Genomic DNA, 21,240 nt, shown 5'->3' with positions numbered 1-21,240 from the left:
ATAGTTATAAGTTATGTAAGTTTTTACTGTAAAAAAGGTATAACTAACCAACCATAAATTACTATTCATTTTTGAAAAAAAACTTTTCATACTGTCTATTTATAGATAATGTATGGTTTAAAAGTATATGACGTAAAAATAAAAAACCCCACAATTGTTACACTTTGGCGAGCGGAAACAAGAGTAGGGCATGAATATAACAATCAATTAATAAACTGATCATTATGCTAAAATGTCTTCAGGTTATTTTTTTAAGAATATGTGGCATATTTCTTAAAAAAATAAAAGCGAAATCATCTGTAGAAATAATAGATTTTTCACAAAAACTCGAAGCCTCGCAAGTTAGTGAAAATTATATTAACTCTAAGGGTTTTGCTCAAGTTTTAAATTACTTTTATAATTTGTTAAATAGAGTTGTAAAGAAAAAAGAATTCACCCCTTTTTTACTTAATAACAGTTTGAAATATCTATGTGTTTCATTATTCTTATTAATTACATCTTATAGTGTAAATGCTCAAGTAGTAACCAATTGGGGAGGGATTTCGTCTTTGCCTACAACTGGTTATCCTACAAATGTCTTGTCTTCAGTAGGAGATGGTACTTCTGTTGTTAATGCAAATATTGCATTAACAGGATCGGCTACTGTAGGAGGGGGAGCAAATGCAGTAACATTTCCACCAGCAAATATTTTAACAAATAGTTTCAATAATACAAGAGCTAGAGTAGGAGTATCAGGTAATACATATACATTTACCTTTAGTGAACCTGTTCATCTTATTTTAAGTTCTCAAGAGCATAGTCAGTTGGTTGGTACAGAAAACATTAAAGTTTCTAGTCCAGATGCAGGTGTTTTATTTACAGGAAAACTGATTAATGGTCAGGCTGGTCATTTTATTAATAACAATAATACGGGAGAGGTACATATAGGTTCTTCCAATGCGTTGGTAACTCCAGGTACATATTGGACAGTAGAAAGTAATATTCCTATAACTACTTTTTCTATAGAATATTATGTGACCGATGGTGCTGAAGCAGCTTCAGGTGAACCATTCACAGTAAGTTTGGCTCCTAAACCATTTGTAAGATTAGATAATGATAACTCTACAGGAGCTGGAGGTATAAATATTAATGCAACATCTTGTACTTCAGGTTCTGAACCATTAGACGGAACAGATTTGTTAATAAATGCTCCTCATGGAATTCAGAGAGTTGAATTTAACTTGTTAAATGAACAAAATGTAGGAGAAGAAGAGTTGTCTGTAGTTATAACTAAACCTGATATTGTAATATCAGGAAATGGAACAAATTCAATAATTGCTCTTAATAACAATCCTAGTTCAAATGATTTCGATGATTATGATGAAATTATAGACGAATTATACTATAGAAATACTGCAGCATCACCAGAAACAGCTACACCAAGAATAGTAGAAGTTGTAATGTATGATCCTTATGGGAATTCTTCAATTGTTGCAACTGCAACTATAACTTTAACGCAAGCTTCTAATTCGGGTAATTCAACAGGGCCTTTGGTAGTGTTTAGTACAGATACTTCAGCTGATTTAGCAACTGCATTAGATGGTTCACAGGACGCTGGAGGTACATGGGTAGATGTAGATGCCACTGGAGCTTTAACAGGAAGTGTTGTAGATATAACTTCTCCTTCAATTAATGTTGGGTCATATACATTTAGGTATGAGGTTGCTGGAACTGCACCTTGTAACAATGCTTTTACAACTGTTGTACTAATTGTTTTAGATGGAAATGAATTGGAAATGTCTTCTTCAACTTCCTGTGCTTTTGTAATGACAGAATATACAGATGCTACAAATTCAGCAGGATCCGATGATCCAATTTTTATATTTGATAGCCCGGGTAATGCAGGTGTGTTATCTTGTGATACAGCTGTTGGAGCAACTTATGACTGGTATGTGTATAATGCTACAACAAATTCTTACGACGATTACGCATTAAATTCTACACCAACTCAAACAAATCTTCCAGATGGAGGATATTTAGTAGTAAGAGATGATGCTGGTACAAAAACAGAAGGAAGGGCATGGGTTTGGAATTCTAGTTTAGATGCTAGTGCAGGTGGAGATTTAGCTATTTGTAACGGAGATAGTATTATGATTAATGGTACTGGTACAGTTCTTAATCCAACATTTACATACTATGATCCAGTAAAAAGACCTTTTAAAATTGATGGAAGTACAATATTTTCTGTAACATTTGATGCAACACATACTTATGTTTCAGATTTAGCTTTTTATTTAGTTTCACCCGATGGAGCAACTAGTATACCTTTAGCTTTAAATGAACCAGGAAATGCCTGTAATAGCGGAGATAATGTATCTACTTTAACGTTTACAAATGATTTTTCAGGAGGAGCTTCTCCTTTCAATCTTTGTACGGCTGCTACTCCTTTAACTGGAACTTACAACCAATATTATACAGATTATGCACCAGCATTGGTTGGTCCAGTAAATATAGATGTTACTCCACTTATTGGTGAAGATGCAGGTCAAGGAGGGTGGAAAGTTCAAATATATGATTGTGAAGATCAAGATTTTGGTACATTAACAGGAGCAACAATTGTTTTTAATGATGGTGCTGGAGATATAAGAACTTATACTAGTGGTAGTATTAGTGTCGCAATAAACGATAATTCTTGTACACCGGGTACAGCTTCTATATATGAAGTGCCTTTTGATGCTCCTACTGTACAAACAGATAATTCTATTACTATCAATCCAAATGTTGGTGTTGGAGTAAAAAGTATAGGTGGATATGAATGGTCTTTTAGTACTGTGGGACCAACAGGTCCTTGGAGTGGTCCATTTGAAAATGTATCTACTTCACCAACAGTTTCACCAACAGTAACTACATGGTATAGAATTCAAATGGATAACGGTTTAGGTTGTTCTACAGAAGATATTATGCAAATAACTGTAACTGATGCACCAGTTGCAGGAACAGCAACAGATGAGTATGCATGTGCAGGTGATGCAATAATAGATTTAAATACACTTATTTCAGGAGCAGGATCAGGAACATGGTCTGTATCAGGAGCTTCAACAGATAACCCTGGAGCAGATTTTAATGCGGGAGCTGGAACCTATAACCCTACTACAGGAGGTGTTTATACATTTGATTTTACAGAAACTGCAATTGTTCCTTGTACTGTAGATGCTGTAACTTCTGTTACAGTTCAAGTACAAGCTGCTCCAAATGCAGGAACAAATAATACAATATCCGCTACAAGTGCAGATGGAATAATTAATTTGTTTACAAATTTAGGAGGAACTCCAGATTCAGGAGGGACTTGGAGCTTAAATACAGGTTCAGATGCACCAGGAACAAATTTCGATCAAGGTGATGGAACCTTAGATACAACTGGATTAAGTAATGGAACATATATTTTTGATTATAAGATAATTAATTGTAATACATCTATAGCTACATTAACCGTAGAAATAGCAGGTTTACCGGATACAGATGGAGACGGTGTTACAGATTCTTTAGATATTTGTCCAGGAGGAGATGATAATGCTGATGTAGATTCAGATGGAGTACCTGATTTTTGTGATCAAGATGATGATAATGATGGTATTTTAGATGTTGATGAAGCCAATGGTCAACCAGATCCAAGTGCTGATGCTGATAGTGATGGAATACAAAATTATTTAGACGCAGATTTGGCAGGTTTTGTAGATGCAAATTCAGATGGAGTTAATGATAATTATGATACAGATAATGATAGTATAGCGAATCATTTAGATTTAGATTCGGATAACGATGGTATTTATGATGTAGTTGAAGCTAATGGGACTGATGCAAATAATGATGGTTTAGCAGATGGTGTTGCAAACACTACAACTGGTATTCCATCATCAGCAGGCACAGGTTTAACAGTTCCAAATACTGATGGAAGTCCAGATGGAGGAAATCCTTATGATTTGGATTCCGATGATGATGGGTGTTCAGATTCTAATGAATATTATAATGATGCTAATGCTGATGGAGGTGGAGGACAATATGGAAATGGTGTAACAGACCCTGCACCGTCTAATGCAAATGGTACTGTAATTGCAGCATCGTATCCAAACACAGCAGCAGATACAGATACTAATAGTACTGCAGATTATTTAGAAGGGTCTGCAGGAGTACCACTACCTAATATAGATGGGGATGGTTTAGCTAATACTTGTGATTTAGATGATGATGGCGATGGAAATCCAGATACTACAGATCCAAATCCAACAACTACTACAGTTTCAGATGATACAGCTACAGTAGCTTCAGGTACACCAGTCACGACTAATGTTTTAGCTAATGATGATTATGTAGGTGATACAGATCCAGCAAAACTAGCAGGAACTACGACTACTTTAACTCAAAGTGGTGGAACAGCGTCAGGTACAGTAACTATTGATCCAAATACAGGAGATATAACCTATACTCCGACTTCATCAGAAGCAGGAACAGATGTTACGATTATCTACGAAGTTTGTAGTGATGATGGGGTAAACGCACCGATTTGTCAAACAGCTACTTTAACAATTACCGTTACAGGAACCGATAGTGACGGAGATGGTGTAGTTGATGCACAAGATTTAGATGATGATAACGATGGAATTTTAGATACAGCAGAAGCTAATGGTCAACCAGACCCAAGTGCGGATGCTGATAATGATGGGGTTCCAAACTATTTAGATGCAGACTTAGCAGGTTTTGTAGATGCAAACTCAGATGGAGTAAATGACAACTACGATGCTGATGGAGACGGTATTGCCAACCACTTAGACTTAGATAGTGATAATGATGGTATTTATGATGTTGTAGAAACAGGCGGAACAGATGCAGACGGAAATGGAACTGCAGATGATACTGATGGAGATACAACAAACAATAATGGTATTCCAAGTACAGCAGGTACAGGAGTTGCTAGCCCAACAGATAGTGATAGTGGCACTGATCCAAACAGTCCAGATTTCTTAGATACTGATAGTGATGGAGATGGCTGTAATGATGCAGATGAGGCTTTCGGAGTTGCTACAGCAGATGCAGATGACAATGGAACATACGGAAGCGGAACGCTTACTTTAGGATCAGGAGTTGATGCCGATGGTACAGTAACTGCTGCAGATTATAGTACAGGAAGTAATTCAGATGTAACAACAGCAGGTCCAGATTCAGATGGAGATGGTATTGCTGCGGTTTGTGATTTAGATGATGATGGCGATGGAAATCCAGATACTACAGATCCAAATCCAACAACTACTACAGTTTCAGATGATACAGCTACAGTAGCTTCAGGTACACCAGTCACGACTAATGTTTTAGCTAATGATGATTATGTAGGCGATACAGATCCAGCAAAACTAGCAGGAACTACGACTACTTTAACTCAAAGTGGTGGAACAGCGTCAGGTACAGTAACTATTGATCCAAATACAGGAGATATAACCTATACTCCGACTTCATCAGAAGCAGGAACAGATGTTACGATTATCTACGAAGTTTGTAGTGATGATGGGGTAAACGCACCGATTTGTCAAACAGCTACTTTAACAATTACCGTTACAGGAACCGATAGTGACGGAGATGGTGTAGTTGATGCACAAGATTTAGATGATGATAACGATGGAATTTTAGATACCGCAGAAGCTAATGGTCAACCAGACCCAAGTGCGGATGCTGATAATGATGGGGTTCCAAACTATTTAGATGCAGACTTAGCAGGTTTTGTAGATGCAAACTCAGATGGAGTAAATGACAACTACGATGCCGATGGAGACGGTATTGCCAACCACTTAGACTTAGATAGTGATAATGATGGTATTTATGATGTTGTAGAAACAGGCGGAACAGATGCAGACGGAAATGGAACTGCAGATGATACTGATGGAGATACAACAAACAATAATGGTATTCCAAGTACAGCAGGTACAGGAGTTGCTAGCCCAACAGATAGTGATAGTGGCACTGATCCAAACAGTCCAGATTTCTTAGATACTGATAGTGATGGAGATGGCTGTAATGATGCAGATGAGGCTTTCGGAGTTGCTACAGCAGATGCAGATGACAATGGAACATACGGAAGCGGAACGCTTACTTTAGGATCAGGAGTTGATGCCGATGGTACAGTAACTGCTGCAGATTATAGTACAGGAAGTAATTCAGATGTAACAACAGCAGGTCCAGATTCAGATGGAGATGGTATTGCTGCGGTTTGTGATTTAGATGATGATGGCGATGGAAATCCAGATACTACAGATCCAAATCCAACAGCTACTACAGTTTCAGATGATACAGCTACAGTAGCTTCAGGTACACCAGTCACGACTAATGTTTTAGCTAATGATGATTATGTAGGTGATACAGATCCAGCAAAACTAGCAGGAACTACGACTACTTTAACTCAAAGTGGTGGAACAGCGTCAGGTACAGTAACTATTGATCCAAACACAGGAGATATAACCTATACTCCGACTTCATCAGAAGCAGGAACAGATGTTACGATCATCTACGAAGTTTGTAGTGATGATGGGGTAAACGCACCGATTTGTCAAACAGCTACTTTAACAATTACCGTTACAGGAACCGATAGTGATGGTGATGGTGTAGTTGATGCACAAGATTTAGATGATGATAACGATGGAATTTTAGATACCGCAGAAGCTAATGGTCAACCAGACCCAAGTGCGGATGCCGATAATGATGGGGTTCCAAACTATTTAGATGCAGACTTAGCTGGTTTTGTAGATGCAAACTCAGATGGAGTAAATGACAACTACGATGCCGATGGAGACGGTATTGCCAACCACTTAGACTTAGATAGTGATAATGATGGTATTTATGATGTTGTAGAAACAGGCGGAACAGATGCAGACGGAAATGGAACTGCAGATGATACTGATGGAGATACAACAAACAATAATGGTATTCCAAGTACAGCAGGTACAGGAGTTGCTAGCCCAACAGATAGTGATAGTGGCACTGATCCAAACAGTCCAGATTTCTTAGATACTGATAGTGATGGAGATGGCTGTAATGATGCAGATGAGGCTTTCGGAGTTGCTACGGCAGATGCAGACGACAATGGAACATACGGAAGCGGAACGCTTACTTTAGGTTCAGGAGTTGATGCCGATGGTACAGTAACTGCTGCGGATTATAGCACAGGAAGTAATTCAGATGTAACAACAGCAGGTCCAGATTCAGATGGAGATGGTATTGCTGCGGTTTGTGATTTAGATGATGATGGCGATGGAAATCCAGATACTACAGATCCAAATCCAACAACTACTACAGTTTCAGATGATACAGCTACAGTAGCTTCAGGTACACCAGTCACGACTAATGTTTTAGCTAATGATGATTATGTAGGTGATACAGATCCAGCAAAACTAGCAGGAACTACGACTACTTTAACTCAAAGTGGTGGAACAGCTTCAGGTACAGTAACTATTGATCCAAACACAGGAGATATAACCTATACTCCGACTTCATCAGAAGCAGGAACAGATGTTACGATTATCTACGAAGTTTGTAGTGATGATGGAGTAAACGCACCGATTTGTCAAACAGCTACTTTAACAATTACCGTTACAGGAACCGATAGTGACGGAGATGGTGTAGTTGATGCACAAGATTTAGATGATGATAACGATGGAATTTTAGATACCGCAGAAGCTAATGGTCAACCAGACCCAAGTGCGGATGCCGATAATGATGGGGTTCCAAACTATTTAGATGCAGACTTAGCAGGTTTTGTAGATGCAAATTCAGATGGAGTAAATGACAACTACGATGCTGATGGAGATGGTATTGCAAACCACTTAGATTTAGATAGTGATAATGATGGTATTTATGATGTTGTAGAAACAGGCGGAACAGATGCAGACGGAAATGGAACTGCAGATGATACTGATGGAGATACAACAAACAATAATGGTATTCCAAGTACAGCAGGTACAGGAGTTGCTAGCCCAACAGATAGTGATAGTGGCACTGATCCAAACAGTCCAGATTTCTTAGATACTGATAGTGATGGAGATGGCTGTAATGATGCAGATGAGGCTTTCGGAGTTGCTACAGCAGATGCAGACGACAATGGAACATACGGAAGCGGAACGCTTACTTTAGGTTCAGGAGTTGATGCCGATGGTACAGTAACTGCTGCGGATTATAGCACAGGAAGTAATTCAGATGTAACAACAGCAGGTCCAGATTCAGATGGAGATGGTATTGCTGCGGTTTGTGATTTAGATGATGATGGCGATGGAAATCCAGATACTACAGATCCAAATCCAACAACTACTACAGTTTCAGATGATACAGCTATAGTAGCTTCAGGTACACCAGTCACGACTAATGTTTTAGCCAATGATGATTATGTAGGTGATACAGATCCAGCAAAACTAGCAGGAACTACGACTACTTTAACTCAAAGTGGTGGAACAGCTTCAGGTACAGTAACTATTGATCCAAATACAGGAGATATAACCTATACTCCGACTTCATCAGAAGCAGGAACAGATGTTACGATCATCTACGAAGTTTGTAGTGATGATGGGGTAAACGCACCGATTTGTCAAACAGCTACTTTAACAATTACCGTTACAGGAACCGATAGTGATGGTGATGGTGTAGTTGATGCACAAGATTTAGATGATGATAACGATGGAATTTTAGATACCGCAGAAGCTAATGGTCAACCAGACCCAAGTGCGGATGCCGATAATGATGGGGTTCCAAACTATTTAGATGCAGACTTAGCAGGTTTTGTAGATGCAAACTCAGATGGAGTAAATGACAACTACGATGCTGATGGAGACGGTATTGCCAACCACTTAGACTTAGATAGTGATAATGATGGTATTTATGATGTTGTAGAAACAGGCGGAACAGATGCAGATGGAAATGGAACTGCAGATGATACTGATGGAGATACAACAAACAATAATGGTATTCCAAATTCAGCAGGTACAGGAGTTGCTAGCCCAACAGATAGTGATAGTGGCACTGATCCAAACAGTCCAGATTTCTTAGATACTGATAGTGATGGAGATGGCTGTAATGATGCAGATGAGGCTTTCGGAGTTGCTACAGCAGATGCAGACGACAATGGAACATACGGAAGCGGAACTTTAACAGTTTCAGGTGGAACAATAAATTCAAATGGTACAGTAACCGCTGCGGATTATAGCACAGGAAGTAATTCAGATGTAACAACAGCAGGTCCAGATTCAGATGGAGATGGTATTGCTGCGGTTTGTGATTTAGATGATGATGGCGATGGAAATCCAGATACTACAGATCCAAATCCAACAACTACTACAGTTTCAGATGATACAGCTACAGTAGCTTCAGGTACACCAGTCACGACTAATGTTTTAGCTAATGATGATTATGTAGGCGATACAGATCCAGCAAAACTAGCAGGAACTACGACTACTTTAACTCAAAGTGGTGGAACAGCGTCAGGTACAGTAACTATTGATCCAAATACAGGAGATATAACCTATACTCCGACTTCATCAGAAGCAGGAACAGATGTTACGATTATCTACGAAGTTTGTAGTGATGATGGGGTAAACGCACCGATTTGTCAAACAGCTACTTTAACAATTACCGTTACAGGAACCGATAGTGACGGAGATGGTGTAGTTGATGCACAAGATTTAGATGATGATAACGATGGAATTTTAGATACCGCAGAAGCTAATGGTCAACCAGACCCAAGTGCGGATGCCGATAATGATGGGGTTCCAAACTATTTAGATGCAGACTTAGCAGGTTTTGTAGATGCAAATTCAGATGGAGTAAATGACAACTACGATGCTGATGGAGATGGTATTGCAAACCACTTAGATTTAGATAGTGATAATGATGGTATTTATGATGTTGTAGAAACAGGCGGAACAGATGCAGACGGAAATGGAACTGCAGATGATACTGATGGAGATACAACAAACAATAATGGTATTCCAAGTACAGCAGGTACAGGAGTTGCTAGCCCAACAGATAGTGATAGTGGCACTGATCCAAACAGTCCAGATTTCTTAGATACTGATAGTGATGGAGATGGCTGTAATGATGCAGATGAGGCTTTCGGAGTTGCTACAGCAGATGCAGACGACAATGGAACATACGGAAGCGGAACGCTTACTTTAGGTTCAGGAGTTGATGCCGATGGTACAGTAACTGCTGCGGATTATAGCACAGGAAGTAATTCAGATGTAACAACAGCAGGTCCAGATTCAGATGGAGATGGTATTGCTGCGGTTTGTGATTTAGATGATGATGGCGATGGAAATCCAGATACTACAGATCCAAATCCAACAACTACTACAGTTTCAGATGATACAGCTACAGTAGCTTCAGGTACACCAGTCACGACTAATGTTTTAGCTAATGATGATTATGTAGGTGATACAGATCCAGCAAAACTAGCAGGAACTACAACTACTTTAACTCAAAGTGGTGGAACAGCGTCAGGTACAGTAACTATTGATCCAAACACAGGAGATATAACCTATACTCCGACTTCATCAGAAGCAGGAACAGATGTTACGATTATCTACGAAGTTTGTAGTGATGATGGGGTAAACGCACCGATTTGTCAAACAGCTACTTTAACAATTACCGTTACAGGAACTGATAGTGACGGAGATGGCGTAGTTGATGCACAAGATTTAGATGATGATAACGATGGAATTTTAGATACAGCAGAAGCTAATGGTCAACCAGACCCAAGTGCGGATGCCGATAATGATGGGGTTCCAAATTATTTAGATGCAGACTTAGCAGGTTTTGTAGATGCAAACTCAGATGGAGTAAATGACAACTACGATGCCGATGGAGACGGTATTGCCAACCACTTAGATTTAGATAGTGATAATGATGGTATTTATGATGTTGTAGAAACAGGCGGAACAGATGCAGACGGAAATGGAACTGCAGATGATACTGATGGAGATACAACAAACAATAATGGTATTCCAAGTACAGCAGGTACAGGAGTTGCTAGCCCAACAGATAGTGATAGTGGCACTGATCCAAACAGTCCAGATTTCTTAGATACTGATAGTGATGGAGATGGCTGTAATGATGCAGATGAGGCTTTCGGAGTTGCTACAGCAGATGCAGACGACAATGGAACATACGGAAGCGGAACGCTTACTTTAGGTTCAGGAGTTGATGCCGATGGTACAGTAACTGCTGCGGATTATAGCACAGGAAGTAATTCAGATGTAACAACAGCAGGTCCAGATTCAGATGGAGATGGTATTACTGCGGTTTGTGATTTAGATGATGATGGCGATGGAAATCCAGATACTACAGATCCAAATCCAACAACTACTACAGTTTCAGATGATACAGCTACAGTAGCTTCAGGTACACCAGTCACGACTAATGTTTTAGCTAATGATGATTATGTAGGCGATACAGATCCAGCAAAACTAGCAGGAACTACGACTACTTTAACTCAAAGTGGTGGAACAGCGTCAGGTACAGTAACTATTGATCCAAATACAGGAGATATAACCTATACTCCGACTTCATCAGAAGCAGGAACAGATGTTACGATTATTTACGAAGTTTGTAGTGATGATGGAGTAAACGCACCGATTTGTCAAACAGCTACTTTAACAATTACCGTTACAGGAACCGATAGTGACGGAGATGGTGTAGTTGATGCACAAGATTTAGATGATGATAACGATGGAATTTTAGATACAGCAGAAGCTAATGGTCAACCAGACCCAAGTGCGGATGCTGATAATGATGGGGTTCCAAACTATTTAGATGCAGACTTAGCAGGTTTTGTAGATGCAAACTCAGATGGAGTAAATGACAACTACGATGCTGATGGAGACGGTATTGCCAACCACTTAGACTTAGATAGTGATAATGATGGTATTTATGATGTTGTAGAAACAGGCGGAACAGATGCAGACGGAAATGGAACTGCAGATGATACTGATGGAGATACAACAAACAATAATGGTATTCCAAGTACAGCAGGTACAGGAGTTGCTAGCCCAACAGATAGTGATAGTGGCACTGATCCAAACAGTCCAGATTTCTTAGATACTGATAGTGATGGAGATGGCTGTAATGATGCAGATGAGGCTTTCGGAGTTGCTACAGCAGATGCAGACGACAATGGAACATACGGAAGCGGAACGCTTACTTTAGGTTCAGGAGTTGATGCCGATGGTACAGTAACTGCTGCGGATTATAGCACAGGAAGTAATTCAGATGTAACAACAGCAGGTCCAGATTCAGATGGAGATGGTATTGCTGCGGTTTGTGATTTAGATGATGATGGCGATGGAAATCCAGATACTACAGATCCAACCCCAAATGGAGCAACAGTTTCAGATGATACAGCTACAGTAGCTTCAGGTACACCAGTCACGACTAATGTTTTAGCTAATGATGATTATGTAGGTGATACAGATCCAGCAAAACTAGCAGGAACTACGACTACTTTAACTCAAAGTGGTGGAACAGCCTCAGGTACAGTAACTATTGATCCAAACACAGGAGATATAACCTATACTCCGACTTCATCAGAAGCAGGAACAGATGTTACGATCATCTACGAAGTTTGTAGTGATGATGGTGTAAACGCACCGATTTGTCAAACAGCTACTTTAACAATTACCGTTACAGGAACCGATAGTGACGGAGATGGTGTAGTTGATGCACAAGATTTAGATGATGATAACGATGGAATTTTAGATACCGCAGAAGCTAATGGTCAACCAGACCCAAGTGCGGATGCCGATAATGATGGTGTTCCAAACTATTTAGATGCAGACTTAGCAGGTTTTGTAGATGCAAACTCAGATGGAGTAAATGACAACTACGATGCCGATGGAGACGGTATTGCAAACCACTTAGACTTAGATAGTGATAATGATGGTATTTATGATGTTGTAGAAACAGGCGGAACAGATGCAGACGGAAATGGAACTGCAGATGATACTGATGGAGATACAACAAACAATAATGGTATTCCAAGTACAGCAGGTACAGGAGTTGCTAGCCCAACAGATAGTGATAGTGGTACTGATCCAAACAGTCCAGATTTCTTAGATACTGATAGTGATGGAGATGGCTGTAATGATGCAGATGAGGCTTTCGCAGATGCTACAGCAGATGCAGACGACAATGGAACATACGGAAGCGGAACGCTTACTTTAGGATCAGGAGTTGATGCCGATGGTACAGTAACCGCTGCGGATTATAGCACAGGAAGTAATTCAGATGTAACAACAGCAGGTCCAGATTCAGATGGAGATGGTATTGCTGCGGTTTGTGATTTAGATGATGATGGCGATGGAAATCCAGATACTACAGATCCAACCCCAAATGGAGCAACAGTTTCAGATGATACAGCTACAGTAGCTTCAGGTACACCAGTCACGACTAATGTTTTAGCTAATGATGATTATGTAGGTGATACAGATCCAGCAAAACTAGCAGGAACTACGACTACTTTAACTCAAAGTGGTGGAACAGCCTCAGGTACAGTAACTATTGATCCAAACACAGGAGATATAACCTATACTCCGACTTCATCAGAAGCAGGAACAGATGTTACGATCATCTACGAAGTTTGTAGTGATGATGGTGTAAACGCACCGATTTGTCAAACAGCTACTTTAACAATTACCGTTACAGGAACCGATAGTGACGGAGATGGTGTAGTTGATGCACAAGATTTAGATGATGATAACGATGGAATTTTAGATACCGCAGAAGCTAATGGTCAACCAGACCCAAGTGCGGATGCCGATAATGATGGGGTTCCAAACTATTTAGATGCAGACTTAGCTGGTTTTGTAGATGCAAACTCAGATGGAGTAAATGACAACTACGATGCCGATGGAGATGGTATTGCAAACCACTTAGACTTAGATAGTGATAATGATGGTATTTATGATGTTGTAGAAACAGGCGGAACAGATGCAGACGGAAATGGAACTGCAGATGATACTGATGGAGATGCAACAAACAATAATGGTATTCCAAGTACAGCAGGTACAGGAGTTGCTAGCCCAACAGATAGTGATAGTGGCACTGATCCAAACAGTCCAGATTTCTTAGATACTGATAGTGATGGAGATGGCTGTAATGATGCAGATGAGGCTTTCGCAGATGCTACGGCAGATGCAGACGACAATGGAACATACGGAAGCGGAACGCTTACTTTAGGTTCAGGAGTTGATGCCGATGGTACAGTAACCGCTGCGGATTATAGCACAGGAAGTAATTCAGATGTAACAACAGCAGGTCCAGATTCAGATGGAGATGGTATTGCTGCGGTTTGTGATTTAGATGATGATGGCGATGGAAATCCAGATACTACAGATCCAACCCCAAATGGAGCAACAGCTTCAGATGATACAGCTACAGTAGCTTCAGGTACACCAGTCACGACTAATGTTTTAGCCAATGATGATTATGTAGGTGATACAGATCCAGCAAAACTAGCAGGAACTACGACTACTTTAACTCAAAGTGGTGGAACAGCTTCAGGTACAGTAACTATTGATCCAAACACAGGAGATATAACCTATACTCCGACTTCATCAGAAGCAGGAACAGATGTTACGATTATCTACGAAGTTTGTAGTGATGATGGGGTAAACGCACCGATTTGTCAAACAGCTACTTTAACAATTACCGTTACAGGAACCGATAGTGACGGAGATGGTGTAGTTGATGCACAAGATTTAGATGATGATAACGATGGAATTTTAGATACCGCAGAAGCTAATGGTCAACCAGACCCAAGTGCGGATGCCGATAATGATGGGGTTCCAAACTATTTAGATGCAGACTTAGCAGGTTTTGTAGATGCAAACTCAGATGGAGTAAATGACAACTACGATGCCGATGGAGACGGTATTGCCAACCACTTAGACTTAGATAGTGATAATGATGGTATTTATGATGTTGTAGAAACAGGCGGAACAGATGCAGACGGAGATGGAACTGCAGATGATACTGATGCAGATACAACAAACAATAATGGTATTCCAAATTCAGCAGGTACAGGAGTTGCTAGCCCAACAGATAGTGATAGTGGCACTGATCCAAACAGTCCAGATTTCTTAGATACTGATAGTGATGGAGATGGCTGTAATGATGCTAACGAAGCATTCGCTAATTCAAATGCTGATGGTGGAGATGGTGCTCAATATGGCACAGGAGATCCATTAACTTTAGGTGCGGGTGAAGTAAATTCAGATGGAACCGTAACCGCTGCAGATTATAGTACAGGAACAAATTCAGATGTAACAACAGCAGGTCCAGATACAGATGGAGATGGTATTTCTACAGCTTGTGACACAGATGATGATGGTGATGGAGTGTTAGATACACAAGAAATTACTGATGGAACTGATCCGAATGATGCTTGTTCTTATAATATATCTAACCAAGTCATAGCTAATGTTTCAGCGTCATGGAATGCATTAGACTGTGATGGAGACGGAGTAACTAATGGACAAGAAGTAATTGATGGAACAGATCCTAACGATGGATGTACTTATAATGTAGCTAATCAAGTTGCAGGTTCAGTATCAGGTGCTTGGAGTGCATTAGATTGTGATGGTGATGGAGAGACAAATGGAGTAGAATTAGGAAATTCAACTGATCCATTAGATCCTTGTTCAGGAGGAAATGTAAATTCAGTTAACTTAAATGATACAACTTCTAATTGGTATACAGCAGATTGTGACGGAGATGGAGTAATTAATGGAGTTGAATTAGATCCAAATGGAGATGGAATTGCAGGGCCAAGTGGAACTGATCCAAATGATCCTTGTTCGTTTAATCCTTCAGCAGTAACATTAACTCAAAGCGGAGCTTATTTAGCTGCAGACTGTGATGGAGATGGTGTAACTAATGGGCAAGAAGTTACAGATGGAACAGATCCGACTAATCCATGTGAATATGATGTTGCAAATCAAGTAATAGCAAATGTAACGGCAACTTGGAATGGATTAGATTGTGATGGAGATGGAGAAACGAATGGAGTAGAATTAGGAAATTCAACTGATCCATTAAACCCATGTAGCGTAACTACAGTAACAATACCTGTGTCAACAGATCCAAATTATGCAGTTTGGGCAGCAGCAGATTGTGATGGAGATGGAGAAACTAATGGTGAAGAAAAAATAAATGGAACAGATTGTGCTGATCCTTGTAGTTATACAACAGCACCTATAGTAACAGACCCAGCTTATGCAACATGGTCAGTATTAGATTGTGATGGTGATGGAGTTAACAATGGCCAAGAGATTTCAGATGGAACAGATCCAGTAGATCCTTGTTCATATAATGTAGCAAGCCAAGTAATAGCAAGTGTTACAGGAGCATGGAATGCTGCAGATTGTGATGGCGATGGTGTTACGAACGGACAAGAAGTTACAGATATGACAGATCCTAACGATGTTTGTAGTTATAATGCAGCTAGTCAGGTGATAGCGAATGTAACATCGGCTTGGAATGCCGCAGATTGTGATGAGGATGGAGTGACTAATGGACAAGAAGTTATCGATAGCACAAATCCAAATGATGCTTGTAGTTATAATCCAACAAATCAAGTTATAGCAAATGTTGGTACTTCTTGGAATACTGCCGATTGTGATAGTGATGGATTAACTAATGCTGAAGAGACTACAGGAATAGATGATCCAACTACGCCAGCTGATCCAAATGGAGGAATTTCAGATCCAAATGATCCAGATACGGATGGAGATGGAGTTACCGATGGACAGGAGGCAATTGATGGAACAAATCCAAATGATCCTTGTGATTATAATGCATCTAGTCAGGTAATAGCAAATGTAGAAGCTACATGGAATACAGCCGATTGTGATAATGATGGATTAACTAACGCTGAAGAGACAACTGGAATTGATGATCCAAGTACACCAGCTGATCCAAATGGACAAACAACAGATCCACAAGATTCAGATACAGATGGAGATGGAGTTACAGATGGTCAAGAAGCAATTGATGGAACAAATCCAAATGATGTTTGTGATTATGAGGCATCTAGTCAAGTCTTAACAAATGTTGATGCAACTTGGAATGATTCAGATTGTGATGGAGATGGACTAAATAATGAAGAGGAAGTTACAGGGGTAGATGATCCAAGTACACCAGCTGATCCAAATGGAGAAACAACAGATCCACAAGATTCAGATACAGATGGAGATGGAGTTACCGATGGGCAGGAGGCTATAGATGGAACAAATCCAAATGATCCTTGCGACTATAATACTTCTAGTCAAGTATTAGCGAATGTTGAAGCTTCTTGGAATACTGCTGATTGTGATAATGATGGATTAACAAATGCTGAAGAGACAACAGGAGTTGATGATCCAAGTACACCAGCTGATCCAAATGGACAAACAACAGATCCAAATGATTCAGATTCTGATGATGATGGAGTTACAGATGGTCAGGAAGCAATAGATGGAACAAATCCAAACGATCCTTGTGATTATAATGCAACAAATCAGGTAATTGCTAATGTTGGCGCAACATGGAATACTGCCGATTGTGATGGAGATGGTTTAACAAATGGTGAAGAAACTACAGGAAATGATGATCCAAGTACACCAGCTGATCCAAATGGAGCAACAACAGATCCAACTGATTCAGATACAGATGGAGATGGAGTTACCGATGGGCAGGAGGCTATAGATGGAACAAATCCAAATGATCCTTGCGACTATAATACTTCTAGTCAAGTATTAGCGAATGTTGAAGCTTCTTGGAATACTGCTGATTGTGATAATGATGGGTTAACAAATGCTGAAGAAACAACAGGAGTTGATGACCCAAGTACACCAGGAAATCCAAATGGGGTAACAACAGATCCAAATGATTCAGATTCTGATGATGATGGAGTTACAGATGGTCAGGAAGCAATAGATGGAACAAATCCAAACGATCCTTGTGATTATAATGCAACAAATCAGGTAATTGCTAATGTTGGTGCAACATGGAATACTGCTGATTGTGATGGAGATGGTTTAACAAATGGTGAAGAAACTACAGGAAATGATGATCCAAGTACACCAGCAGATCCAAATGGAGCAACAACAGATCCAACTGATTCAGATACAGATGGAGATGGTGTTACAGATGGTCAGGAAGCAATTGATGGAACAAATCCAAACGATCCTTGTGATTATAATGCATCTAGCCAAGTATTAGCAAATGTTGAAGCTACCTGGAGTTCTTCTGATTGTGATGGAGATGGTTTAACAAATGCTGAAGAAACTACAGGAACTGATGACCCAAGTACGCCAGGAAATCCAAATGGAGTAACAACAGATCCACAAGATTCAGATTCAGACGGAGATGGAGTTACAGATGGTCAAGAAGCAATAGATGGAACAAATCCAAATGATGTTTGTGATTATGAAGCTGCTAGTCAAGTGTTAGCAAATGTTGAAGCGTCATGGAACGATGCAGATTGTGATGGAGATGGATTGAATAACGAAGAGGAAGTAACAGGAGTTGATGATCCAAGTACACCAGCCGATCCAAATGGAGTAACAACAGATCCTCAAGATTCAGATACAGATGGAGATGGAGTTAGCGATAGTCAAGAAGCAATAGATGGAACGAATCCAAATGACATATGTGATTATAATGCTTCAAGTCAAGTAGTAGCAAATATTGAAGCTGGATGGAATACAGCTGATTGTGATAATGATGGATTAACAAATGCTGAAGAATTAACAGGAGTTGATGATCCAAATACACCAGCCGATCCGAATGGAGTAACAACAGATCCACAAGATTCAGATTCAGACGGAGATGGAGTTACAGATGGTCAAGAAGCAATAGATGGAACAAATCCAAATGATGTTTGTGATTATGAAGCTGCTAGTCAAGTATTAGCAAATGTTGAAGCGTCATGGAACGATGCAGATTGTGATGGAGATGGGTTGAATAATGAAGAGGAAGTAACAGGAGTTGATGATCCAAGTACACCAGCCGATCCAAATGGAGCAACAACAGATCCACAAGATTCAGATACAGATGGAGATGGTGTTACAGATAGTCAGGAAGCAATAGACGGTACAAATCCAAATGATATATGTGATTATAATGCTTCAAGTCAAGTAGTAGCGAATATTGAAGCTGGATGGAATGCTGCAGATTGTGATAATGATGGGTTAACAAATGCTGAAGAATTAACAGGAGTTGATGACCCAAGCACACCAGCCGATCCGAATGGAGTAACAACAGATCCACAAGATTCAGATTCAGACGGAGATGGAGTTACAGATGGTCAAGAAGCAGTAGATGGAACAAATCCAAATGATCCATGTGATTATCAGGGTTCTAGTCAAGACACAGCTTTAGTTGATGCAGCTTGGAGTGAACTTGATTGTGATGGAGATGGATTAAATAATGGAGAGGAATTAACAGGAGTTGATGATCCAGATACTACATTAGATCCAGACGGAGTAACAACAGATCCTTTAGATGCAGATTCAGATAACGACGGTCATTCTGACGCTACAGATCCAAATCCAAATGATCCAACAGCTCAAGATGATACAAGTTTAGCAGAGTTAGGAGAATCTACGTTAATAGATATTTTAGGAAATGATGATTATCTTAATAATTCAGATCCAAATAACTTAGGCACTACAAGTATTGTAAATACAGGTAATGGAACTGCGCAAGGTACTATAATATTCGATCCAGGAACTGGTACTTTATTGTACACTCCATTAGCAGGTGAAGCAGGTCAAACTGTAACTGTTGAATATGAAGTTTGTAATAATGAGTCTGGTACACCAGTTTGTGATACAGCCATAGTTACTATAACAGTATCTGATGAAAATGATAGTGATGGTATTTCTAATGCAAATGATATTGATGACGATAATGATGGAATTTTAGATGTAGATGAAACGCCTGGTGGAGTTGATCCAGATACAGATGCAGATGGAGATGGAGTTCCATTGTATTTAGATGATGATGATAATGATCCAACAGTTGGAAATAACGATAATTTACCTGAGGAAGGTTTTGATACAGATGGAGATGGAATAGCAAATCATTTAGATATAGATTCAGATGATGATGGTATTCCAGATAATGTAGAAGTTCAACCAACAGAAGGTTATGTTCCACCTACAGGAAATGATACAGATGGAGATGGATTAGATGATGCATATGATCCAGATAACGGAGGTACTCCAATTGGAACGCCTGTGGATACAGATGGAGATAGTATTCCAGATTATCTAGATGAAGATTCAGATGGAGATGGAGTTCCTGATATAGTTGAAGCATTTGACTTTGATGGAGATGGAGTAGCTGATATCGATCCTGATAGAGTTGATACAGATGGAGATGGATTAGATGATGCATTTGAAGGAACTAATTTAGATGATGGTTTCGATGCTAACGATAATCTAGATAATGGAGCAAGTGATACACAAAATTCAGATGATGATAATATTCCTGATTTCAGAGATACAGATGATGATAATGATGGTGTAGCAACAGGAGAAGAAGATTTAGACGAGTTTGGTAACCCAACAGGTGATCCTACGGATGTGGATACAGATGGAGATGGTACACCAGATTATTTAGATCAAGATGATGATGGAGATGGTGTATTAACTGCTGAAGAGAATCCAGATGCAGATGGAGACGGTGACCCAACTGATGCGCAAGATACAGATGGAGATGGAGTTCCAGATTATCTAGACGAAGATGATGACGGTGATGGAAAAAATACTAGCGATGAAAATCCAGATCCAGATTCTAATGGTAACCCTGTAGACGCTATTGATACAGATGGAGATGGTATACCAGATTATTTAGATACAAGTGACGACGATATTGAAGTATTCAACATATTAACACTTAATGGAGATTCAGATAATAGTTTCTTTAATATCCAAGGTATTAATAATGATAGATACAGAAATAATACTGTAGAAATATTCAATCGTTGGGGTAATACTGTATACAAAATACAAGGTTATAATAATGCAGATAAAGCGTTTAGAGGTATATCAAATGGTAGAGCAACTGTTGTGGAAGATGATAAATTACCTACAGGAACTTATTTCTATGTGATAGATTTAGGAGATGGTTCAGAACCAATGACAGGATGGTTATACATTAAAAGTAAATAATTAATGAAAAGAGAAAATCATT

At 39.5% G+C, this 21,240-nt stretch carries 1 protein-coding gene; it reads left to right on the top strand.

All coding sequences use genetic code 11. The features are described from left to right. Positions 1-458 precede the first annotated feature (458 nt). The gene (locus ACSIGC_RS05505; protein ID WP_442267157.1) at positions 459-21,218 is read left to right on the top strand and encodes a gliding motility-associated C-terminal domain-containing protein; all 20,760 of its coding nucleotides are present in this window, start codon (positions 459-461) and stop codon (positions 21,216-21,218) included. Positions 21,219-21,240 lie beyond the last annotated feature (22 nt).

It is taken from the genome of Tenacibaculum aquaeponti, assembly GCF_052084715.1.
Classification (GTDB): Bacteria; Bacteroidota; Bacteroidia; order Flavobacteriales; family Flavobacteriaceae; genus Polaribacter.
The sequence above is the reverse complement of the archived record's forward strand: the minus strand, read 5'-3'. Positions and strand labels throughout refer to the sequence as shown.